Here is a 23546-nt window from a genome sequence, read left to right as displayed (position 1 = left end):
TGGTTAAGTGTCTCTTGTTTCAAACGAGAGACACTTAACCTTTGTATCAATAGATGTATATATCTAGTGAATTATCATCAAGTATAGGGATGAGTGTAATTTTTAAAATTGTTGTTTTCATTAAATTGGAGGCGATGCTATATATTTGAAATTTCGAAAAGATCTAGTCTCCTTTTTATCCTTCATCATACCTTAGTATATGTCCCACTTTTATTTGAATAGGGATTCGTAATGACTTGGGAGTTTATTGAAAGGAAAGAGGCTTTTGATTACATTGGGCTAAATAATAAATCGGTTAATGAAATCGAACAATTCTTACATGGGCGAGTGAGAATTTCGGCTGCACTCTTTAGCAATAAAAAGCTGTATCTATCAAGACAATCTCTCATCATGCTTGCGTCTCTAAATGAGTATGATCAGAAACAAGTTATCAAAGAAATGTATTTTCTTTCATCGAATCCAAGCGCACCGTCGGTAGTTAGACATAAACGTAATCCGCTGCTTCGAATATTTCGCACCAGATATCCCTTCAAAAATTATCATTATTTATTAACTTGTACCCTTAGAGATGGGAAAGTGGTAATCCATGATATAGCTTTTGACCGACAATTACATGGTAAGTCTGTTTTTAAGCATTCACATCAAAGAACCCAAATGTATCATGTGAAAAAAGAAACAGGTAAAAATGGTGAATACAATGGGGTGCAAAACAATGAAGAAGCAAAGTTATTGTTGGCTGAGTGGGATCACACTAAAGCTCAAGTAACTCATCAAGTCAATACACTTCATGCTACGGTAAATGGAATGCTGAATGATTATGAGAAAGCAGCGACACTGATGGGAGTGCATACGCAGGTGGCATATTCAGAAGATAAGCCAACAGAATATACGTTGTTTCACAACCCTTCTGATAATGCGAAGCTAGATCTAATTGAATGTGTTTATGACAAAACTCGATTTACTTCGCACAATGCTCAACACCTAGCGGCGGTAATGAAACAATGTGCGGAGCAGGGTAAAAAAGTTAAATGGACAGTACATAGTCAAGGTGCCATTATTTTTAACTCTGCACTTGAATATGTGAGAAAAAAGAATCCGAGCTTAAAATTATTGAATCAACAAGTCGTGGTGCACGCAGGAGGAGAAAACACAACGAAGATAGGAAAAAACGCACAGCATGTTGGTTTGAAGATAAACTACAATAAAACCCGGACTAACCCTTTTGATATTGTCCCCAACATTGCTGCGAGGCAAACTCCATTGTCGACAAGTAGTCTCGTCCGTTGCTGTAAGTTTTTAGGATTGGTGATGAATGGAGAGGTCACAGAGAGCCCACATACATTACCCTATTTTGGTGTTGAATCCTATCGAAGACAACTGATGATGTCTGGTACTAATATGGCTAGTAAACGTTTAAAAGATATTGATGCATATTTAAAGAACAAGAGTTAGAAATATGGGCCTTATTAAAATTTGTAAAGATGGCTTTCGAGGAAAACCAGATTTTTCAAACTTGCTACATAATGTATTCCAGATAGATGACTTAGTATTGTCATTTGAGTGTCCGAATAATATATATGAAGGGCATGTATACCAAGATCTTGTGGAGTTAAAAAAATTCGATATTGACTCAAAAGTAGAACGGCATGAAAAGTTAATAAAATTGGCTTCTATTTATTTCTCATTTCAAAAAAAAATATTAAACCCTCTATTACCTATAAATAAACAAGGTGGTTTATATATTAGGCTAAGGATCAAGTCTGCCAATGAGAGCATTCACTCTGTCAATCAGTTATCTTCATTAATAGAAAAAGAGTATGTGGAGTTTTATCATGCTCTAGAGTCTCCTGAAGGATCTAAGAAAGGAGATCATACAGAGATGATGAATGATGCTATCGATTACGCAAATCATCGCTGGGGATTAGAGCCGATAAACGAAGAAAAAAAGAGAGCGAAAGAAGAGTTTCTCGTAGGGGAGTTTCTTCGCGGCTACCCCCCAATTAAATGCCAAGTTATTGATGTTGGAGAGAAAACGTACTCAAAATACGTAGAAGGTAACTTGGAGTATAAGAAGGACTATCGAAGAGTTTACAATTTGCATATCAAAAACGAGTTTTACTTTAGTATCGAGTTTTTATACGAAATCGAGCCTATGTTTGCTCAAAAGAAGTTTTTAGATTGGGTGAGAAGTGCTGATGAAACCTTTGAGAAAAAGGTGTTAGAGTTACTAGAATTGTCTCCGCTTGTTGATTCGTATACTACCTCCAAGGTAGAGAGATTGACGAAACAAAACTGATCCTGTGCGCTCTGACTTTAAAACTAAAAGAAAAAAGCCCGCAAAGAATTTCCTCTGCGGGCGTAAAAAGGGCACCAAATTGGGTGTCTATTCATTTTGGAGGTGGTCGAACGTCCATATAAAACTGACAATAGGCTTGGTGAAAGGCTTACCACCAGCGCGACCAACGGAGCTAAAGTTAACATTGTTGTAATCATTGTTAAAATGTTAATTCTTCAATCAATGATTTCATTATCGTTAGTCTGGATTGTGAATATGTTGTTCGACTGTACGCGCAGTGTGCATAAACTCAGTTTTTGATAACCAATTGACTCATAAATTGAGTTTTGCTTATTTGTTTTTGTTATATAAATTCGCTCTCAGTATGTTCTCAATCTTTCATATCTCAGATTAAGGTGACATAAAGTCCTTGCGTTTGTTAATGATGTGTTTTGTTTTTGCGCGAGAGCAGCAGCGTGTTTGAGTGGTAGGTTATGCTCTTAGGTGCGATGGAAATTAAAGCCAAGAAAGTAAAAGAGCAGCCTATTTCGCTCTTTTACTTTGTAAAGATTAGCTTAAGATGTTGGCGACTAACCCCAAGACAAAACTGTCCAATTGGCTTTATCTGCGCGTGCTTTTAATTGAGGGCAAGGATTCACCAAATATGCGTAATCTGCGTATTCGCATAAAGGTAAATCATTGATGGAGTCGGTGTAAAAATGGACTTCAGAATAAGATTCTGGCTGAGCATCTAACCATGCTTTCAAGCGTATAACTTTGCCTTCACGATAACTCGGAACACCTGCAATTTCAGCGCTGTAGCTGCCGTGCTTCTCAACCAAATCAATTCCTAATGCGACGGGAATTCCTAATCGACGGCCGACCGCTTCGACTAAGAATGTCACGCTCGCAGAGATGATAACCATATCGATGTCATCGCGAGCCAACTGTGCTATCAACGTTTTGGATTGCTCAAACTGCTTAGGCAGGATGTGGTGCTCTACACACTCTTCTACCAACGTATGGACGTGTGCAACGGGCATGTCAGCCAATGGCGCCATGCAGAATTCTAGGTAGTCCTCCATGTCCATTTTGCCTTCTGCGTACAAGGCCATTAAACGCTGATCTTCCTCTATGAAGTTTGATTGCGTTGCTATGCCTTTTTCAACCAAAAGCGCATTCCAAATCATCGCACAGTCGGCGTTGATTAGAGTTTCGTCCATATCAAAGACGTACAAAGGTTTGGACATGTTAGGCTCTCACTGGTTGAATTTCATTAAGGTTAAATAGCAGCTCTAGTTGACTGCCGTTAGCTAGCAAGCGTTCGGATGAACGGTTGAGCAAATCGACCGTAAGATCGCACTCTTCGACGCACACTTGGTAGCGAATTACATTGCCAAGCAGTTGGTGATTTTTGATGGTTCCCATCTGCGGAGCAGAAATATGGTTTCCGTATTGGCGACCATGCTCTTTCACGTAGATGGACTCTGGACGAATTGCCACCTTCCATTCGGTATCGATATTAAAGAGTTGTTTGGCTTTGTTAGCATCGACCAAGTTGTAATGCCCCATAAACCCAGCCACAAATTCATTGGCAGGGTGAGTGTAGATCGCTTCTGGTGTGCCGGCTTGAACAATTTCCCCTTTGTTCATCAAAAAGATTCGATCAGACATGATCATCGCTTCTTCTTGGTCATGAGTCACAAAGATGGTGGTTAGGTTCATCTCTTTTTGTATATCGCGGATCTGTTGGCGAAGATGCTTACGGATCTTTGCATCCAGTGCCGAAAGCGGTTCATCAAGTAAAAGAATACGAGGTTTAACCACGAGCGCTCGGGCTAATGCCACACGCTGACGTTGGCCCCCAGAAAGTTGGTGTGGGTAGTGTTTTTCTTTGCCTTTTAAGTCAACTAACTCTATGACTTTCGTCACTTCGCGTTGAATTTCATCAGAGGCAAGTTTCTTCATTTTCAAGCCAAAGGCGATGTTGCCCTCAACCGTCATGTTTGGAAACAGCGCGTAAGACTGAAAAACCATACCGATGCCTCTTTCTTGTGGCACTTGGTGGGTGATCTCTTCGCCATTTACCCAGATTTCGCCACCATCAACCGGATTTAAACCCGCAAGACTCCGAAGTAGGGTGGATTTACCACAGCCACTAGGTCCTAAAAGCGTGATGAACTCGCCTTGTTCGATAGCGAATTGAATGTCTTCAAATACCTTATTGTCACCAAAACGTTTGGTAAGGTTTTTTGCGGTTACGTAACTCATTATTTGACTCCTCGGCTGAAACGACTTGCCAACCAAGTCAGTAAGAAAATAAACAGGAAATAGGTCATCACGAGCGCAGATGTGAAGTGGCCGCTGGTTTGACGCATGTTGTACAAATAGATTTGTAGGGTTTCGTAGCGAGTGCCGACCAAAATATTGGCGAACACGAACTCTCCTAGTAAGAATGAGAAGGAGAGGAACAACGATGCCATTAAACCTTTCTTTAAATTGGGCAAAATGATCAACAAAAAAGCTTTGGTCGTACTTGCGCCAAGCAAGTGCGCTGCGTCCATCAAATCATGTAAATTGATGGCTTCAAAGCTGTTGGAAATGGCGCGATACATAAATGGCAATGCGATGGTGAAGTAAGTACCCACTAAAATCCAGGGTGTACCGATGAGGGAAATTTCGCTGTCAGCATAGAGTTGAAGAAGGCCGACAGACGAAACCACTGGTGGTACTGCAAATGGCAGCAAAATCAGGATATTCATCAGCTTGTCGAGTTTCGGAAAGTAGTAAAACACCACGAAAATCGCAGGCAGTATGAGAACAACACTCAGTGCTAGTGCTGAAAGGCCAATAAAGAGCGAGCGACCAAACGCCTGTAAGAAGCGAGGATCCGTAAGCAGTTTAATGTACCAGTCAAAAGTGAAACCATCAGGCAGAATCGTTGCGCCCCAGCGAGAAGAGATCGAGTAAATGAACGTCGCTAGAATCGGGATCAGCATGATTCCGACGATGGTGTAAACGACGCTTTTATGGAATCGAGAATTTACGTCTTGCATGGTTTACTTCCTGCTTTTCTTGGCTGCGTAACTTTTGGCAATCAGCCACTGGTTAATCACCGTAATAAACGCCAACAGCGCCATTAAGATGACCGAGATGGCGGCTGCTAAATTTGGCTCTAGGAACAAATCACCAGACACCAAACTAGCTATACGAATGGTAATGACGTTGTAGTTACCAGAAGTGAGCGCATAGACGCTGGCATACGCGCCGATCGCATTGGCGATCAAAATAATGAAAGTGCCAAACAGAGCAGGAGAAAGCACAGGCAAAGCCACTTTCGCCCAATATTGCGCAGTTCTTGCCCCCAACAGTGCAGCCGCCGCTTGCCAATCATCGCTCAGCGCATCAAAAGCGGGATAAAGCAGTAAAACCGCCAGTGGGATTTGGAAGTAGATGTAAATCGCTAGCAAGCCCCATTTGCCGTACAAGTCAAAATCACCGAGCAAACCATATTGCTTGAGCAACAACGTAATCGCGCCGTTTGTGCCTAAGATGATGATGAAGGCAAACGACAGAGGTACGCCTGCAAAGTTGCTGCTCATGTTGGTGAAGGCAATCACGGCGTCTCTTAGCTTACTGTTTACTCGGCGTAAGGAAGAAACTAACAGCGTCGCAATGGCGAGCCCGAAAATGCTCGACCAAACGGACAGCCATAAACTGTTTCCGAATGCTTGCAGCATGAACGCAGAATCGAGTACTTCGATGTAGTTATCGAGAGCGAACTCTCCATCGTAGATAAAGCTGTTAAACAGCACCCAAATCATGGGCGCGAGTTGAAATAGGTAGAAAAAAAGCGCAAAGGGAACCAGCCAGATTGCGGGTTTGATGCGCTTGAGCCAAACGCTTGTCGTTGGTTTCGCCGCGCGGCTCGCGCTTGGTGATAAAACAGAACTGCTCATAGTGCTAACAACGCTTGCGTGTAAGGTTTATTATGGTCAAGGTTTAACAACTGACAAACCGTGCCACAAATCTCGGTTTGCTTAACGTGACACTCTTGATGTGTGAACTTGTCGCCAATCACAAACATCGGGACTTCACGCTCTTCAGGGAGAATACCGCCGTGAGAAAGATCGTTGTTCATGCCATGGTCACTGGTGACGATGATCTGATAGCCATCGGCCAACCATTGCTCGATGTAATTGGAGAGAATGATGTCTGCACTGCGTGCTGAGTTGCGGTATTGGCGAGAATCCAACCCGTGCTTGTGACCCATGTCATCAATGTTCATTGGGTGGATCAGCAAAAAATCAGGCTGGTGAGTGCGACGCAAATGTTCCGCGTCTATGAAAAGCGCTTCATCAGGATAATGATCCCAATGATAGAAACAGCCGTGCTGAATATTCATGGTTTCATCGTTCGTAAAACGATCGCGAATCGGCTCAAACGGGGCGCGGTTATAGAGTTCACTCACCCAGTGGTAAGCCGCCGCCGTCGTCACTTTGCCTTGCGATTTTGCCAAACTAAAGATGGAATCATGATTCGACAGACGAACGATATTGTTGTTCACAATGCCGCTTTCTACGGGGCGAACCCCAGTTAAAATGCACTCATACAGTGGACGCGACATTGAAGGGAGTTCACATTGCACGGGGTAAAGCGTGGCGCGCATTTCTGGTCGTGAATGACCATGTTCTAGTAGACCGTTTAGGTAGCCCATACAATTGCGGGCTACCTGATAGTTCAGTCCATCTAGAACAACAAGGATAACCTTATTGCTCATGATAAATTCTCAATACTTCTTGGAGGGAGGTTACTGTTGGTGAATCAACACACTTTCTTGCCATTGACGCGGCAGCTTACGTGCTGATTTTTCCCATGCAGAGAAGTCGGTCACTGGGTGAACGTTGCTGTACTGGTCATTTGCAATCAGCTTGTCTTGCACAGATTTTGGCAGAGTAATACTGGTGCGAATTGGACGTGCGTAACCTTCTGCTAGGTTTATTTGGCCTTGGTCACTAAAGATGTACTCACGAGCCAATTTGGCTGCGTTTGGATTTTTCGCGTATTTGTTGATGATGGTTGTGTAACCAGAAATCACGGAACCATCTTGTGGAATCGTGACAGTAAAGCGCTCGCGGTCAATCTTGTCGCGGTAGTTCAGCGCGTTGAAGTCCCACATGATCGCCACTTCAACTTCGCCTTTTTCTAGGTTGGCGATGTTCGGATCGGTAAACGACAAGCGACCTTGTTTCGCCAGTTCAGCAAAGAACTTGATTGCTGGTTTAAGGTTCGATTCGTCACCACCGTTGGCAAAAGCGGCTGCCAAAACCGCGTTGTTCGCTTGCGCCGCAACGCCTACGTCTCCAACCGTCACTTTGTAGTCACCTTTGAGTAAGTCACCCCAAGTTTTTGGTGCGTCTTTGACTAGGTTGTTGTTTGAGATAAAAGAGATAGTGCCAGTGTATGCCAGCGCCCAATGGCCATCTTTATCTTTCGCCCAATCGGGAATGTCATTCCAAGTGGTCGGTTTATACGGTTGAGTTACGCCTTTTTTCACGGCAACTCGCGCAAATGCAAAACCGACGTCACCGATATCTGCGGTCGCATTTTTCTTCTCTGCTTCGAATTTCGCGATTTCTTGTGCAGAGCTCATGTCAGTGTCTTGATGTTTCAAACCGTAGTTTGATTGCAAATCAGCCCACGTGTCTTTCCAGTTTGCCCAACTGTCTGGCATGCCCACACTGTAAACCGAGCCTTCTTTTTGAGCGGCTTTTACTAGGGATTCTACATTGGCATCCGCTGAAAAAGCAGGCGCCGATAATGTTGCTGTAATTGCGGTGGCTGCAAGCAGTTTGGCAGGCACGGCAGTGGAACGGCTAAGCAAAGTTTTCATTGTCTCTATCCTTCTGGACTAGGTCAGTAAGTTCGCTTTTTATCCTATGGGGGGAATGTGACGGTTTGGTGCAGATAATTTGACAGTTATGATTCACTTCTGTGGCGTTTGCATTTCATTTGATGAATAAGTGAGCAGTTTGGCTTGTCATATTTCTGTTACTTAAGCCGCTTATGTTGTTGAGAAAATATCTATTGGACTAGGTCAGAATGAAAGCAACAGGTGCGGGCCAGTTAGGGACGCAGTTAGGAAAAATTAAAACCAGCTTGAGACAGCAAATTCACTCTGGCGTGGTTTCTCAAGGGCAAAAACTGCCTTCAGAAAGAGAGTTAAGTGAGCTGTTTTCTACCACCCGAATCACGATTAAAGATGCATTAGTCTCGTTGGAAACTGAAGGGCTGATTTATCGAGAAGAACGCCGTGGTTGGTACGTGTCTCCTGAGCGAATCTGCTACAACCCGTTGTCGCGTTCTCACTTTCATCAAATGATTCGTGAGCAGCATCGGATTGCAGCCACCCAACTGATCAGCGTGCGCAGTGAAATGGCGGCAGGGGATTACGCAAAAGCGCTTGATATCGAGCAGATGACGCCAATCCACATCATTGAGCGTTTGCGTTGTATTGATGGACGAGCCGTGCTGTTTGTTGAAAACGTGCTAAAAGCGAGTTTGTTCGATGGTATTTTGGCAGAGAATCTGACTATGTCGCTGACGGGCATTTTCCGTGAGAAATATGGCTACGAGACAATGCGCTCTCGATTCGATGTCATTCCAACGTCAGCGCCAGCACATGTGGCGAAAGCATTGAACCTGACTGAAGGACAACCTGTACTGAAAATTTGTCGCGTGAACTACAAGCAAGATGGCGAGCTAATGGATTGCGAGTTGGAATATTGGCGACCTGACGCGGTGATGATTCGCATAGACAGCGTGGGATAAACAGCAGAATCAAAAAGAGCCCAATTAAGGGCTCTTTGCATTTTATGGAGTTGGATATCTAAAACAGACTTAAACCAAACCTTGCTCCTTCGCCATTTGATTGGCAATGCCCGGCGCTTTCAAAATGCTAGGTAGCAAAATGAAAGATACGGGAACCGCGGTGATCACAATGAAGGATTGCAGCGCAGTGATACCGCCTGAACCCATAGAAATCAGCGCGATAGCCACAACGCCCATCATCAATCCCCAAAACGAGCGAATCACTGCGTTTGGCTCGGCAGAACCCGTCATTACTACACTGATGGTGTAGGTCATCGAGTCACCAGTCGTAACGATGAAGGTGGTGGTCAAAATCAAGAACAGCACGGAAATGATCATTGGAAATGGCAGTTCACCAGTGATTGCAAGCAATACGGCTGGAAGGTTGAAGCCTTCAAAAGCCGAAGAGATCAATCCCGGATTCGCGAGCTCGAATGCTAAACCGCTACCGCCCACGATGCTGAACCAAAAACAGGTGATCAGCGGCGCAGCAATACTGATGGACAAAATCAATTGGCGAATTGTACGGCCACGCGAAATACGCGCGATGAAGATTGCCATCATTGGCCCGTAACCAATAAACCAACCCCAGAAGAACACCGTCCACCAGCTTAACCAGCCAGTGTCACCGCGATAAAGCGCCATCGGGAAGAAGTTATCCACCATGCGGCCTACGCCTTGCACATAGCCATCAATAATAAAGCTCGTTGGGCCAAAGAACAGGATGTAACCGATCAGCAGTACCGACAGGATGATGTTGTAACGGCTCACAAGTTGGATGCCTTTGCTTACGCCACTTAGCGCCGAAAGCGTGTACATCACGATGGCAGCGACAATCACCATGCTTTGGGTGATGAAGTTATCTGGGAAAACAAATAATGAGTTCAGCGCGTAGCTGATTTGCAAACCAAGAAAGCCAATAGGACCGATAGTACCAGCGGCAACGGCGATGATGCTGCACGCATCCGCCAGGTTACCAATCCAGCCATGAATCGCTTTGTCGCCAAAGATTGGGTAAAGCAACGTGCGTGGTTTAAGTGGCAAGCCTTTGTCGTAGTGCAGGTGCATCAAGACGATGGATGAAAGGCAACCGAGAATCGCCCAAGCCAAAAATCCCCAATGCATAAACGACTGAGATAACGCATTGATTGCAGAAGTTTTTGGTGAAGCTTCACCATACAAAGGTGGCGCTGTAACAAAGTGAGCAATTGGCTCGGCAGCAGCCCAAAAAACACCACCACCAGCGAGTAGGGTGCACAGTACAATCGACAGCCATTTGAATGTGTCGATGTCTGGTTTCGCTAAGCCGCCCAAACGTACATACCCTGTACGACCAAACGCGAGAGCCAAACCGATAAGGAAATTGAGAAGAAGCAATACTTGCCAGTAAGCTCCGAAATATTTTGTCGCAAACCCAAAGCCTGCGTTAACCATTGCGGTTAGAGATTCGGTGTTCGTCAATGCAAGCAGAACGAACAAACTGAGGAAGCTACCACTCAACCAGAATACTGGATTGGTGAGTTCGAGGCGTTTCAGTAGGGAAGGGGGATGAATGGCAGAATAGTCTGCTTCCTGAATAGGAGTATGGGGGGCGGCATTCGTCATATTTGACATAATTACTTCGCTTTTTAGGGCTCGGAAGCCGTGCATTTCCCCTCACATCAAGTCGATGAAAAGTGTGAGGATGTTCAAAAAGCCGCTGATGGTAACATGTCGAGATAGCGAATATAACCGTAGATTTAGATTAATTTTTAACACTTTAGCCAAGCCTCTGATTTTTTGCAGAGATTTTGACTGAAATTTTAGCGTGAAGTGCGCCGCATTTCGTTTGTAAATGACATTCCCCTTATTCTTGTAGGGACTCATCAGAATTACATTGAGCCAACCTGTTCTAATAAAAATTAAAGGTCTTACCCTATGGCTCAAATTGAACTCAACGGGACGTGGCAACTTACCTCACCACAGCGTTCAGATATCGATATTCCTATGAATTTACCCGGCGATAATGTCTCGGCATTATTGCAAGCAGAGCTCATCCCCAATCCTTACTTTGCTGACAACGAAGCCAAAGTCCGCTGGATCGAAGCGTGTGATTGGCATATTGAACGACAGTTTGAAGTGGGCGACTCCACGCTGTGCGCTTCTCATATTTGGATGACGCTGACTCGCGTTGACACTTTGGCTCAGTTCTTTATCAATGGTGAGCGAGTACTAACTAGCAGCAATATGTTTGCCCAGCAACGTGTGGATATTAAACCGTATTTAAAACAAGGTACTAACACAATTCGGGTTGAGTTTGCTCGGGTGGATTTAGAAGGTATCGCAAGAGCAAAAAAACTGCCATTTCCTATTCCATCGGCAATGGGCAACAACCAAATTCCACACATGAATTTGATCCGCAAAACACAATGCCATTCCGGATGGGATTGGGGCATTTGTTTGATGGTATCGGGAATTTACGACCCAATCCAAATCGATGTAGTGACCGACATTTGGTTAAAAAATGTCTCAATCGAGCAACAATGGCAAGCCGATGGCAGTGTGATTTTAGACGCGCTGGTGGAAGTGCAAACCGACAACCAAAGCCATCATGTTACCGTGGAATTTGATGGCGAAGTTCAATTTATTCAAACCGAAGGAAGTGGTCACTATCACTGTCAGTTCCATGTTCAAAAGCCGCAACTCTGGTGGCCAGCAGGTTACGGCGATGCGCATCTGTACACCATTTCTGTTGGTTGTGGTGAGCAAACGCTGTCGCGCAAGATTGGACTTCGTCAGTTGAGCTTAAATAGTCAGGCAGATGAACATGGCTCTGCGATGGAATTTATCGTCAATGGCACGCCTATTAATGCCAAAGGTGCGAACTGGATTCCTGTCGATGCGATGCCGGGGCGAGAATGTGAATGCCGTTATCGAGACCTACTGCAAAGTGCGGTTGATGCCAACATGAACATGATTCGCGTGTGGGGCGGCGGTCAGTACGAGAGTGAAACCTTTTATAACCTTTGCGATGAACTCGGTTTGCTGGTGTGGCAAGACATGATGTTCGCCTGCTCGTTGTACCCATCAAACGACGAGTTTTTAAAAGACGTAGAAGAAGAACTTCGATTCCAAATTCCGCGTCTTAAAGCGCATCCTTCCATTGCACTTTGGTGTGGCGATAACGAAGTAATTGGTGCCATTGGTTGGTATGACGAATCTAAGCACAACAAAGTGAAATACACCGTCAATTATGACCGCCTCAATCGCATGATTGAACAAGTGATTACTCAGCAAGATGATTCGCGCCGCTTTTGGCCGAGCTCTCCCTGCAATGGCGAGTTGGATTTTGGTGACGCATGGCACGACGATCGTAAAGGCGACATGCACTTTTGGGATGTATGGCATTCGGGTAAATCATTTAGCGCGTATCTAAACATCAATCCTCGTTTTTGCTCTGAATTTGGCTTCCAATCTTGGCCATCTTTCGCGGAGGTGAAGCAGTTTGTACCCGAGCGAGACTGGAACATCACTTCACCAACGTTCGAGCAACACCAAAAGAATCCACGTGGTAACAGCATCATCACTGAGATGTTTACTCGTTACTTCCGTTTTCCATCGGGCTTTGAGCAGATGTTGTATTTGAGCCAGGTGCAACAAGCGATGGCCATCAAAACCGCGTGTGATCACTGGCGTGCGATTTCTCCAATTTGTCGAGGCATGCTGTATTGGCAGCTCAATGACAACTGGCCCGTCAGTTCGTGGTCAAGCTTGGAGTACAGCGGCCGTTGGAAGCAGTTGCACTACCATGCGAAGCGATTTTTTGCGCCGCAGTATTTGGTATTTTCCGAGCATACAGGCAAGTTGAGCCTGCATTTGCTCAATGATGCCAAAGAGCCCGCAAGCGTCAATACACAGCTCAAGTGGGTAGATTGGCAAGGGGAAGAAAAGCAATGTTGGAGTTTAGAACAGACGGTCATAGCAGACAGTAATACGATTTTGTGGCAATTGGATGAATCGTTTGAGAAGGATGAACTTAGGTCAGGCTTCTTCTATGTTGAAGCGCAAATCGGTGAAGACAGAATAAGTAATACATGGTTTTGTTCTCATGAGCTGAAAACTTTGCCGATGGCGAAAGCCAATATTGATGTCTCGATTGAGGGACGCCAAATTACATTAGTTGCGGATAAGCCTGCTTTCTTTGTGCATGTGGAGTGTGATACCCAAGGTCGTTTTAGTGATTCCAGCCTCACTCTTCTGGCGAACCAGCCTGTAACGATTGAGTTTTTGGGAGACGATCTGGCCGCGATGTCGACATCATTACGGGTTTACCATTTGATGCAGTAAACACAAACTCAACGTTGAAAGGGGGCTTCCATGCTCCCTTTGTTGTTTCACACTAGAGCAAATTACGTTTTGCCCACGTAATGGCTTGCATGCGATTTTTGACTTCGAGCTTACGGAAAATACTATAGAGGTGCGATTTCACCGTGTGCTCACTGACAAAGAGCGAATCGGCAATATCAAGGTTTGAGCCACCCTGACACAGTGCAGAGAGCACTTGCATCTCACGACGGGTCAGTTCCATTTCGAGTTTCGTTTCTAGCTCACCGACGGTATTGTTTAGGCTCAATAGGTGGCCAATCAGTTGATTGAGAATATCGCGAGAGAGCCAATTCTCTCCGTTCAAAATGCCTTTTAGCCCCATCATTACCTTGTCGAAATCATCCTCAAAATAGAACAAACCTTTCAAGTTTGACCAAGTGAGTAAGCTCTCGATCCTCAGATTCGGTTCTGCGTTGACCAATACAGTCGCATCTACGTGCTCTAACTCACTGAGAGTTTGTTTGACCTCTGGCAATTCAGGGAGAGAACTATCGACTATCGCTATATAGTGTTCATCGCGGGTGCTAGGGAAATTGACGTCAGCGCCTTGGGTTAAAAGTACGGGTTTTTCTAGGTTCTGTTCAATAGCGGTTTGCAAGCCGCGACCTTGAATGTTGTTGAAGGTGAACAATAAGACGGTGTTGTTGGTTGTGTTGGTATTCATCATCAATGAACCTCCTGTCGAGACTGCATAAACTCATTTCCTACTTGATGAAAGCGATAGAGCACCAGGTCTAACAGCCCATCAAAGCAATATTTCACCATGGGGTTTCCGAAGATTTGTGTGGCGGGGGCTCTAAAGAACGTAACTCGCCGATGTTGATAGAAGTCCCGAATAAAAATGTCGAAGAGAAGTTGTTTAATCACGGGCTCATGAACCGGGAAATGGATGATCGTATTTCCCATGACTTGGAGAATGTCGGTGACTAAGTACTTCAGTATCGAGCGCCCTAAATGCCAAAAGCTGAGAATCCTAAATTCAGACCTCAGCTCTTGATAAATCAAATGGCCAACCAACATGCCTTCACAGTAGTAGAGGCGGGCCTTGCTGGGGGATTCATTGAATTGATTGAGCGTGTCTTCTATTCCGCCGGGCGTGATCAGTTGTTTGTGCACGGCGTTAATTTGCTCATACTCCGTCAAACTGATTTGGCTAAGAGCGCAATTTTTCACATCGGTTACACGGTATTCGTAAACAATGTCTTTAAAGCTCAAATAGATGCTTTTGCTTTGTGAAGCTTTGACCCGTTTGTATTCGCTGGAGGTGTATTGATACTGCTTGCCGATGTAGTGAGCGAAAGCAAGCCGCTTGAGCAAACTGGGCGTTACTTTACCGCTTTCCCACTGGCTTAATGTGGGTTGATTTAAGCTTTCAAAAGCGCTGTAACTTCGGGCTAGCTCATCCGCTAATTGGCCTTGAGTTAACCCCCTTTCCTTTCGAATAGCAGCCACTGCATGCGAAAATTCTAACTTACTAACCATATATCTACGTCCTGAAATTATTATATTTTTGAGTGCTTCTCAGCGGCTCGGACCGAGCCAAAACTTTATGTTCTTGATCTTTTAGTGAGGTACATCATTTGGTCAGCATGTTGAATTAAGGAATCGCTACAGCTTCCTTCATGAGGAAAGCGAGCCATACCAACACTTAAACCGATGTGAACGTTTTGAAAATGGATAAAAATGGGTGCACTGCATGCGTGATGCAGCAAAGACTGAAATTGTTCTAACTCCTTGGTGTCTTCGATGTTTGGCAGGCACAGAATAAACTCATCGCCTCCGATGCGTGTCGCGAACTGGCCGTCGTCTAACAGATGCAAAATACGTTGGGCGGTGATCTGCAACACCTTATCTCCGGCGTCGTGACCAAATTCATCATTCACGGCTTTAAAGCCATCAAGATCGATGTACAACAGAGTAAACGGTTGGGCACGTTGAATCTGTTGTTCGATCAGTTGATTGCCTTTAAAGCGGGAATAGCACCCAGTGAGCTCGTCGATTTCGAGTAATCGTTCAAGCTTTTCCACCTGTTCATATTGTTTTTGCCAAATGCCATGCCAATAACACTCGATAGAGCGTAGTCCTTTGTAAATAAACAGGTTGAACAAAAATAAAAACGTACTTTGAATGAAAAATTCTTTTAAAGCGTGGAGTTTAAAAGGGTCATTCCCTGCTGTTATCAAATCAATGTAAAAGCAAAAAGTCATTGATAAGGCGTAGGTAAAGAACGACCAAAAAACACCGAACTCAACCATGGTCAAAAGTAGGTTGATCGTCACCAACGACGAAAAAAGAAAATGTCCGCCTAAGAAAAAGTACAGGTAAAAAGTGAGGGTGTAACCGAGGATTAGGGCAATGACGACAGATTGATGTTTTTGCTCGAGCGTGAAAGTTCGACTTGCCCAAAGGTAAGTAAAACAAGTGCTCGCGGATAACACGTAAGGAAGGTATACAACAAGATTAACCCCTCTGATTGCACAAGCGAATAGGGTAAAAATAATCCCCAAACTTGTAGAGCGCATGTAGTAGCGCGTAAAAATTTTGGTGAACTGCGTTCTGTCCATCGTTATGTCTCTTAGGAACAGCAAATAATGGGCAGTCAGGGAGAGAAGTCTGTATGGACTGAGTGTGAATGGAGGACGGGAGAAACACAGAAAGTGCGCCGCTTAGGTTGGGAAATGCTGGGCGCATATGCTTTCTCGGGCGTTGTTCTCGTCTGCATGCGACACTGCATTTCATAAAGTTGCTCGATACCTACTGCCGTTTTTATAAACTATTCTATGAGGCAGCATGGCATAAAACTATACGGTTTTCGGGAAAATGCTCCGATCTCAATATGTCCGCATAAAAAGTAGGTTAAAAGCCAATTTATTGAATAAAAGCTAAAACTTAAGTGTTAGGTGGGTTGAGATAAATGGTCTTAAAGTTAAGGTTTTTACCTAAGCTTTTGATGAACGCGGTAGCCAACAACGTAGCCAATGTAGAATAACGCAGCGAGCGTAATGAATGCTGTGACGTAGGCAAAAATGCTATTCAGCCCTAGCCCGAAAGCCAGTGTAAATGCGATGCCGTTCACTGCTTCTGCAGGCATCATGTACCAATCAGCATGAACGGAAGATCCGAATAGGAGAAATGTGCAAAGTAAAACGATCGTGCCGCCGAGCAAGCCGACCCATCTGCTGTTGTTCATGTTGTAATCCAGGGGTTACCGAAGTAACGTAACAAAATATTTCAGAGCCGGCATTATACAACCGAGAGAGGGTATAGGTGGTAGAAATATTTGCCTCACAAACTAAGAGGCCATCTAAGTGGCCTCTTTTTAACCGATTTAACGGCATCCGTTATGATGCAAAGGTGTGAGGCTTGTAAGAAACCTAACCTTTGGCATTCGTTTCGGGTTGTGCTTCTGGTTGTAGCGTCCAATCACCACCAAGTGATTTGTAGAGCGCAATCGTAGCTTGTGCGGTTTGCAACTTTGCCGCGACTTGCTGATCTTGCATCATGCGTTGCTGACGTTGCGCATCTAAAACCGATAAGTGATCAATCAAGCCTGCTCGGTACAGTGACTTGGCTTTGTTGACGGCGTTATTGGTGGCTTTCAATGCCTCATCGATTCGGCGCTGATTTTCTTGGCTGCGGCCATAAGTAAACAGCGTGGATTCGGTTTCTGCCAAAGCCGCCTCTACCGTATGTTGATAAGACAATGTCGCCGAATCAAAACGCGCTTGGTTGATGGCTTCAATTGCCTCGCCACGACCCCCATCGAACAAGTTCCAGCTTACGCCTGCCGCGCCCATCCAACCGAAAGAATCGCTACTGAAAAGATCGTCAAAGCTTGACGCCGACAACCCCGGAGCGCCTGTCAAAAAGAACTTCGGATATTGATCAGCAACGCTTGCTGCTAACTCTTCATTGAGCGCGGCCATTTCGCGCTCTGCTAAGCGGATATCGGTACGACGTTTCAACAGATCGGAAGGTAAACCGACCGGCACCATGTCCTGCATGATAGGTACACTATGCTGCTTAGATAGGCGGATTTCGATTTGCGTTAGCGGCTCACCAAGCAATACTGCTAAACGATGTTTGTGCGCTTGTTGTGCAATTTCTAACTGCGGAACGAGCGATTCCATCGCCGCAAGCGTGGCCTTTGCTTGGGCTAAATCGAGATCAGAACCGTAGCCGCTGCGCACGACTTTTCCGACGAGGTCGAGTGTACGTCGTTGATCTTCTAAGTTCGACTTTGCCAATTCAAGGCGCTCACTCGCGCCTTGGTATTGCAAGTAGTTGTGAATCAAATCCGCTGTGATCACCGTGTTCAAGCCGCTTTGATAGATCTGAGCTTGTTCGAGACGAATTTGTGCCGCGTTCGCTTGGCGGTCGATGCGCCCAAACAGATCAGCCTCCCAAGCGATACTCGCGCCTGCAAATACGCCATCGTGCTGATTATCCATTAGGGTGACGTTACCAATTTGAGGTGGCAGACCCGACACGGAATCACTGAGTGGATTCAATATCGGACCGAGTGAAGAGTCATTTTTACTGAACTGATAGTTCATGTAACCCGCACCGAGACTAATTGTCGGCACCTTGAATGACTCCACCATGGTTTTATAGTTGTTGGCTATTTTCACCCGCTCGGACGCCACTTTCAGCGGAATGTTTTGGCTCTGCATGTCTTGAACCATTTGATTCAACACCGGATCGTGAAACTTAGTCCACCAAAACTCAACGTGTTGTGAATCGGTACTCAACCCTGCATTTTCGGCGTTCAAGTAGGTTTCTGCCATGCTGGTGGTCGGTGCTTGGTAGTCTGGCCCCACTGCACAGCCCGCTAAACTTAGGGCTAGAACGACAGGCGTTAGAATGAATTTTTTCACGATGACGCCTCCTCTAGCTCAGCGTTGGTTTGTGTGGACGGTGCTTTTTCTTTGTAAGCAAGGCGATATAGTGCTGGCATGACAAACAGTGACAATATGGTTGCGGCCGCCAAGCCTCCGATGATGGTTGCCGCCATTTGGTCAAACAGCAGATCTGACAGCAGCGGGATCATGCCGAGCGCGGTCGTTAACGCACCCATAGAAATGGCCATAGTACGGTTGACCGTGGCTTCTTTGATCGCGTCAGACAAGCTCTTGCCATTTGTGCGTTCGAGCTCAATTTGATCCATTAGTACGATGCCATTTTTGATGATCATCCCAGTTAGTGTGATGGCTCCGATTAGCGCCATAAAGCCAAATGGTTTATCGAATCCAAGCAGAGCAAACACAGCCCCTGATGCTGCCAGTGGTAGCGTTGCGAGGATGATGATTGGCTGCTTAAAGCCGTTGAACATCGCGACTAGGATGATCACCATGATCAGCATTGCCTTTGGCTGCTGCTTCATGATGTCGGTGACCGCTTTGTCTTCATCGTAATATTCGCCGCCCCATTCCATGCTGTAACCCGCCGGAAGTTGGATAGTTTCAACCTGATCTTTAATGGCATTTCTTACATTCGCTGGTGTGGAGTCTCGGCTCACACCCGCTTGAACAGTGATGGTTTTCACGCGGTCGCGTCGCCAAATCATGCTCTCTTCGGTGACCAGTTCGAATCCATCCACCACTTGACCAAGCGGAACGCTGTTAAAGCCAAGTAGAGAGCGCACAGGTAGCGTTTCTAGTGACGCCATGTTTTGCGATGTGCCACGTAACTGAATTGGAATCAGCTCATCATTCAGGTTCATTTGTCCGAGCGGCATGCCATCTGATGCACGTTTTAGCGCGAAAGCGACATCGGCGCGGTTAATGCCTGCTTGACGCATTTTGTCTTGGTTTAGAATCGGCTTGAGCACTTTGCTTTCTTGGCGCCAATCATCGCGAATGTATTTTGCATCAGGGTTTGAAGCAAAAATCGTTTTCGCTTCCGCCGCTAGTTGATGTAGTACGGTTTCATCCGGACCAGAAAAACGCACCTCAACCGCGAACTTATCTTTGGTTGCCAGCTTCAGCGCTCGGAAGCGAGGTTCGGCATCTGGAAACGCCTCTTTCAGCCAATCATCACCACGCGTCACCAAGTGACTGATGCTCTCGTAGTCTTTGGTGTTGATCAGAATCTGCCCGTAGGCAGGGTCGAGCGGCTCAGGCTCTACCGTTACCGAGAAGCGAGGTGCACTGGTGCCGACATAGCTAGAGATACTTTCCACTTCTGGTTGTGCGACCAACCATTCTTCAACTTTGCGCATGTCTGCCGAGGTTTGTTCAATCTTGGCACCATTGGGTAGCCAGTAATCGAGAAACACAATTGAGCGATCCGACTGAGGAATAAAGTTCACGGCCACATACGGGATTGCCACGGCGGTGACTAAAATCAACGGAACCAAAGCGGCTAATGCTTTACGCGGGTTGTCCACCGTCCAGAATACCAACTGTTTATAACGGCTCGGTTTAGTCTCTTCGTTGTTAGCTTTTGGCTTGATGAACATCCACGCCATTAATACCGTAAACGTCATCGCGACGATCCATGAAAGCAACAGTGACGACGCCACAATGTAGAACACAGAGCTCGCAAACTCGGCGGAGTCGGTTTTGGAGAACAACACTGGGCTTGCGCCCATAATCGCGATGACAGTTGCACCTAAAAGTGGCACGGCGGTTTCTTTGACGGAATCAATCGCGGCGCGAGTTCGCTCGATACCTTTGTTGAGCTTAGCGATCATCATATCGGTGATCACAATGGCGTTATCCACCAACATGCCCAGTGCGAGAATAAACGTACCTAGCGAGACACGGTGCAAATCGATGCTGGCGATGTTCATGTATACAAGCGTGAGCAAAATCGTCAGGAGCAAGCTTGCGCCAACGATGGTTGCACTCTTAAAGCCCATGAAAACCAACAACACCACAAAAACAATCGCGACACTTTCAAGCAGGTTGCCAACAAAGTCGTCGATAGACTTTTGTACTTCTTCAGGTTGATAAGCAACGGTCGAGATGTCGACACCCAGCGGCAGCGTTGCTTGGTAGTTAGCGATGATGTCTTGAATCGTATCGCCAAGTGACACCACGTTAATGCCTTGAACTGGGCTCACCGCCAAGGTGACAGCGGGCTCTCCGTTGTAGCGGTTTTCTGCCAATGCTGGTGTTTGATAACCCATGGTGATATCGGCGATGTCACCAAGACGAATCAACCCCGAGCCAAACTCGCCGGTGCCACCATTGATGATTAAATTGCGAATGTCTTCTAGAGACTGAAACTCACTGGTTTGCGCAATACGAATACGCTCTGTACCTGCATCGAATTTTCCCGCTTCGAACGTGCTGTTTTGTGTGCTCAGTTGGTTCCAAACTTGTGCGATCGACAAACCATATTGAGCCAAGCGCTCGTCTGGCATATCGATATGTACAACGCGAGGTTGAATGCCGTGTAGCTCGATCTTTTTGATGCCGTCGACGGCTTTGATTTGGCGTTGCAGCTCTTCGGCGTAGCGACGCAACTCTTCTGGCGCAGCATCTGTGCTGTGGATAGAGAAAAGCATACCGTAGACTTCAGAGAACTCGTCTTGTACTACGCTGATCTGCGCGCTGGAAGGCAGCTGCAGTTTTACATCGTCCACTTTGCGTCTCAATAAGTCCCATTCCTGCGGAAGTGCTTTGGAATTAAGGCTCTCTTTGAGGTCAACAAAGACCATAGACAAACCTGGGCGAGACAATGAGCGCAAGCGATCCAACTCCGCCATTTCCTGCAATTTGGTTTCCACGGTATCGGTGACTTGGTGCTCGACTTCTTCGGCAGACGCACCCGGATAAAGGGTCACGACTACCGCAGTTTTTACCGTAAAGCTCGGGTCTTCCAACTTGCCTAAGTCGAAGTAAGAATAGATGCCAGCGATCACGCTCAATACGATAAAGAACAGAACGAACTTACGTTGGCGAATCGCGAATTCAGCTAAATTGATCATGGATTCGCACCTACAACGTCTTGATGGTCAGGTTTGGGGCGGCATCACCCTCGCTCAGATAATGGCTACCGCTGATCACCACATAATCGCCTTGCTCAAAACTTCCGGTTACACACGCTTGGTATGCGTCGATAGAGTCAAGGTTGACCGGCTCTGAATGAATAACCGCATCACGAACCACATTCACGTGCAGAGTTTGTTTCTCACCCAAAATTGCAGAGTAAGGAAAGCAATGGCTTGAGTGACTGGTGTTGAGCGCGGTATTAACCGTGACTGCTTTACCGTTGAATAGCGCACTGGAAATCGAATCGATGTCTAGCGTGACGGTATAGGTTTGTTTGAGCAGGTGCTTCTTCGGCGCGATTTCTGCCACGGTTGCTCGGTAGGATTGCTCCGAATCATACCAAGTCAACGATGCTGGCTGACCTAGTGCGAATTGCGCAATCATATTTTCCGGCACGTCGATGTCCACTTCCCAGCTGCCTTCTTGCTGAATTGACACAACACTGCCGCCCGGCAAGGTTTGTTCATGTGGATCAACAGAAACGTCGGCAACAATGCCAGTGAATGGTGCACGTAGAGTGGTGTAACGCAGGGCATCTTTTGCACGTTGGATGTTTTTCTCAACCACTTTGACGGCAGAGAGGCTACGTTCGTAGCTGCTGATGGCTCGGTCTAAGTTTACGCTGGCAATGGCATCATCAGAAGTCGCTTGTTTTACGCGCTTTAACTCGGCTTTCGCGAGTTTGTGGGCTGATTGCGCTTCTAACATGCGCGCTTGTAATTCTTCTAGTGAGACTTGGTAGTCGTGCTTGTCTAGCGTGGCAATGACTTGGCCTTTTTCTACCACGCTGCCTTTATTTACGAACACGCTTTCCACGGTGCCGGGTACACGAAAAGAGAGTGAGGCGGTTTCTTTTGCTTTTACGATCCCGCTGAATGATTTGTTGAGTTCTTCATTCCTTTCATTGACTTCAATCACTTGAACGGGTCTGGATGCGCTTGGCTCCTCAACCTGAGGTTGAGCTTGATTACAGCCGAGTAGAGAGAGCGCGATAGTGCTCAGCGCAGCGGTTTTGATTTGATGATTCATAAGATGGCTCCATAATTTCGGCGCCATCTTATAATTCACAGATGTTCAGATAATCATGCGTGCGCATGATTCAATGTCACAAATTTTATGACAATAAATGCAAACTACAAAAGTTTTGGGATTTTATTGCACAAATGTTCAATAAGTAACCGGCTGGCTTGGTTCAGCGTTTTCGGTTGAGGATAGAGCAACCATCCCGTTTCTTCTGTGACAGCATATTGAGACAATACTTGCACCAATGCACCGGATTCGAGCTCATTTTTTACCAACAGTTTTGGGATATAACTGATGCCTCGGTCAAGCACTGTGGAGCTTTTAATAAAGCCGATGTTGTTGGAAATGAGTTTTGGTTTGAGCGCTACGTTTTGTTCCTGAAAATGCCAAAGGTTGTCGACATTGCCATTTGGCCAACGAAAACAAATGCACTGATGATCGCTCAACTCTTCTAATGTGGCGGGCGCGCCGTGAGTTTGAAGATAGTTCGGTGAGGCAACGACACATCGGTCTAGCGTTAAGATCTTTCTCGCGACAATGTCTGAATCAAACAGCATGCCGCCGTGCAGCGCGATGTCCAACCCCTGCTGAAACATATCAATAAAGCCATTGTTGATATTGCGAATGTCGAGTTCGACCTGCGGGTATTGATCCTGAAATTCAAACAAAATGGGTTGAAGATGTTCATAGGTTTCTGGCAGAAGGCCAAGTTTGATTTTGCCTCTGACCTCGATGCTTTCGTTACTGGCTTGCTGGTTTGCCGAATCAAGCAAGGTGAGTACTTTTTGTAGATCTTGGTAGTAGGCATCGCCTTTGTTTGTCAGCGAAAGGCTGCGAGTGGTGCGGTGAAAAAGTTGCGTTCCGAGGTAACGTTCCAGTTCTCCAATGCGTCGACTAACATTCGCTCGTGGTAAGTCCAAAGCATTGGCTGCCGCTGTAAAGCTGCCAAGTTGGACGACTTTGGTGAACAGTTTTAGATCGTCAATTTTCACTCTTGAACTCCATACTCTTTG

The 23546-nt window shown here is 45.8% G+C and carries 19 protein-coding genes; 4 read left to right on the top strand and 15 right to left on the bottom strand.

The window, feature by feature from the left end; genetic code table 11:
- Positions 1-231: 231 nt before the first annotated feature.
- Both OU793_RS10850 and OU793_RS10845 read left to right on the top strand, forming a co-directional pair.
- A complete protein-coding gene (locus OU793_RS10850) occupies positions 232-1452 on the top strand; it encodes an alpha/beta hydrolase (protein WP_159408130.1) in 1221 nt (406 codons plus the stop codon).
- A 4-nt stretch (positions 1453-1456) separates the two neighbouring features.
- On the top strand, positions 1457-2296 hold the full coding sequence (locus OU793_RS10845; protein WP_159404289.1) for a DNAase: 840 nt from the start codon (positions 1457-1459) through the stop codon (positions 2294-2296).
- A 569-nt stretch (positions 2297-2865) separates the two neighbouring features.
- Here the strand turns inward: OU793_RS10845 and OU793_RS10840 are convergent.
- Genes OU793_RS10840 through OU793_RS10815 form a run of 6 tightly spaced genes read right to left on the bottom strand, consistent with a single transcriptional unit; the run spans position 2866 to position 8168 of the window.
- Positions 2866-3525, bottom strand: coding sequence for an HAD family phosphatase (locus OU793_RS10840; RefSeq protein WP_159404290.1), 660 nt, complete (start codon positions 3523-3525; stop codon positions 2866-2868).
- Between the two features lies 1 nt (position 3526).
- The gene (locus OU793_RS10835) at positions 3527-4546 is read right to left on the bottom strand and encodes an ABC transporter ATP-binding protein (RefSeq protein ID WP_140143456.1); all 1020 of its coding nucleotides are present in this window, start codon (positions 4544-4546) and stop codon (positions 3527-3529) included.
- Complete coding sequence (locus OU793_RS10830; protein WP_005464197.1) at positions 4546-5331, bottom strand: ABC transporter permease; 786 nt, start codon at positions 5329-5331, stop codon at positions 4546-4548. The genes OU793_RS10835 and OU793_RS10830 overlap by 1 nt, the downstream gene beginning before the upstream one ends.
- 3 nt (positions 5332-5334) lie before the next feature.
- On the bottom strand, positions 5335-6234 hold the full coding sequence (locus OU793_RS10825) for an ABC transporter permease subunit (RefSeq protein ID WP_025525367.1): 900 nt from the start codon (positions 6232-6234) through the stop codon (positions 5335-5337).
- Positions 6231-7055 (bottom strand): alkaline phosphatase family protein, encoded by an 825-nt coding sequence (locus tag OU793_RS10820; protein ID WP_042780351.1) that lies wholly within the window; start codon positions 7053-7055, stop codon positions 6231-6233. Before OU793_RS10820 ends, OU793_RS10825 begins: the two co-directional genes overlap by 4 nt.
- 30 nt (positions 7056-7085) lie before the next feature.
- Positions 7086-8168, bottom strand: a complete 1083-nt coding sequence (locus OU793_RS10815) for an ABC transporter substrate-binding protein (RefSeq protein WP_005464148.1) — start codon at positions 8166-8168, stop codon at positions 7086-7088.
- 209 nt (positions 8169-8377) lie between these two features.
- Here OU793_RS10815 and OU793_RS10810 point away from each other — a divergent pair, with 209 nt between their 5' ends.
- Entirely contained in the window at positions 8378-9106 is a 729-nt protein-coding gene (locus OU793_RS10810; RefSeq protein WP_064484233.1) for a UTRA domain-containing protein, read from the top strand.
- 69 nt (positions 9107-9175) lie between these two features.
- Here OU793_RS10810 and OU793_RS10805 read toward each other — a convergent pair whose 3' ends face one another.
- Positions 9176-10759 (bottom strand): BCCT family transporter, encoded by a 1584-nt coding sequence (locus tag OU793_RS10805; protein WP_193237401.1) that lies wholly within the window; start codon positions 10757-10759, stop codon positions 9176-9178.
- Between the two features lie 303 nt (positions 10760-11062).
- On the opposite strand from OU793_RS10805, the gene OU793_RS10800 reads away from it, so the two are divergent.
- Entirely contained in the window at positions 11063-13471 is a 2409-nt protein-coding gene (locus tag OU793_RS10800) for a glycoside hydrolase family 2 protein (RefSeq protein ID WP_159404292.1), read from the top strand.
- A 52-nt stretch (positions 13472-13523) separates the two neighbouring features.
- Here OU793_RS10800 and OU793_RS10795 read toward each other — a convergent pair whose 3' ends face one another.
- From OU793_RS10795 to OU793_RS10760, 8 genes are all read right to left on the bottom strand, one after another.
- Positions 13524-14177: a LuxR C-terminal-related transcriptional regulator gene (locus OU793_RS10795; RefSeq protein ID WP_024703103.1), complete on the bottom strand. Its 654-nt coding sequence runs from the start codon at positions 14175-14177 to the stop codon at positions 13524-13526.
- The gene (locus tag OU793_RS10790; RefSeq protein WP_005479824.1) at positions 14177-14992 is read right to left on the bottom strand and encodes a helix-turn-helix domain-containing protein; all 816 of its coding nucleotides are present in this window, start codon (positions 14990-14992) and stop codon (positions 14177-14179) included. Before OU793_RS10790 ends, OU793_RS10795 begins: the two co-directional genes overlap by 1 nt.
- A 65-nt stretch (positions 14993-15057) precedes the next feature.
- On the bottom strand, positions 15058-16074 hold the full coding sequence (locus OU793_RS10785) for a GGDEF domain-containing protein (RefSeq protein ID WP_005479826.1): 1017 nt from the start codon (positions 16072-16074) through the stop codon (positions 15058-15060).
- A gap of 371 nt (positions 16075-16445) precedes the next feature.
- Positions 16446-16700 carry a hypothetical protein gene (locus OU793_RS10780; protein ID WP_011106259.1) on the bottom strand — a complete coding sequence of 85 codons (255 nt, stop codon included), beginning with the start codon at positions 16698-16700 and terminating at the stop codon, positions 16446-16448.
- A gap of 184 nt (positions 16701-16884) precedes the next feature.
- On the bottom strand, positions 16885-18387 hold the full coding sequence (locus OU793_RS10775) for an efflux transporter outer membrane subunit (protein WP_140103194.1): 1503 nt from the start codon (positions 18385-18387) through the stop codon (positions 16885-16887).
- Positions 18384-21446 (bottom strand): efflux RND transporter permease subunit, encoded by a 3063-nt coding sequence (locus OU793_RS10770; RefSeq protein ID WP_140103195.1) that lies wholly within the window; start codon positions 21444-21446, stop codon positions 18384-18386. Before OU793_RS10770 ends, OU793_RS10775 begins: the two co-directional genes overlap by 4 nt.
- Before the next feature lie 10 nt (positions 21447-21456).
- Positions 21457-22539, bottom strand: a complete 1083-nt coding sequence (locus tag OU793_RS10765) for an efflux RND transporter periplasmic adaptor subunit (protein ID WP_005464114.1) — start codon at positions 22537-22539, stop codon at positions 21457-21459.
- A 104-nt stretch (positions 22540-22643) separates the two neighbouring features.
- Positions 22644-23525 (bottom strand): LysR family transcriptional regulator, encoded by an 882-nt coding sequence (locus tag OU793_RS10760; protein ID WP_140103196.1) that lies wholly within the window; start codon positions 23523-23525, stop codon positions 22644-22646.
- Between the last annotated feature and the right edge of the window lie 21 nt (positions 23526-23546).

Source organism: Vibrio sp. VP6 (genome assembly GCF_028823755.1).
GTDB lineage: Bacteria > Pseudomonadota > Gammaproteobacteria > Enterobacterales > Vibrionaceae > Vibrio > Vibrio parahaemolyticus.
The sequence above is the reverse complement of the archived record's forward strand: the minus strand, read 5'-3'. Positions and strand labels throughout refer to the sequence as shown.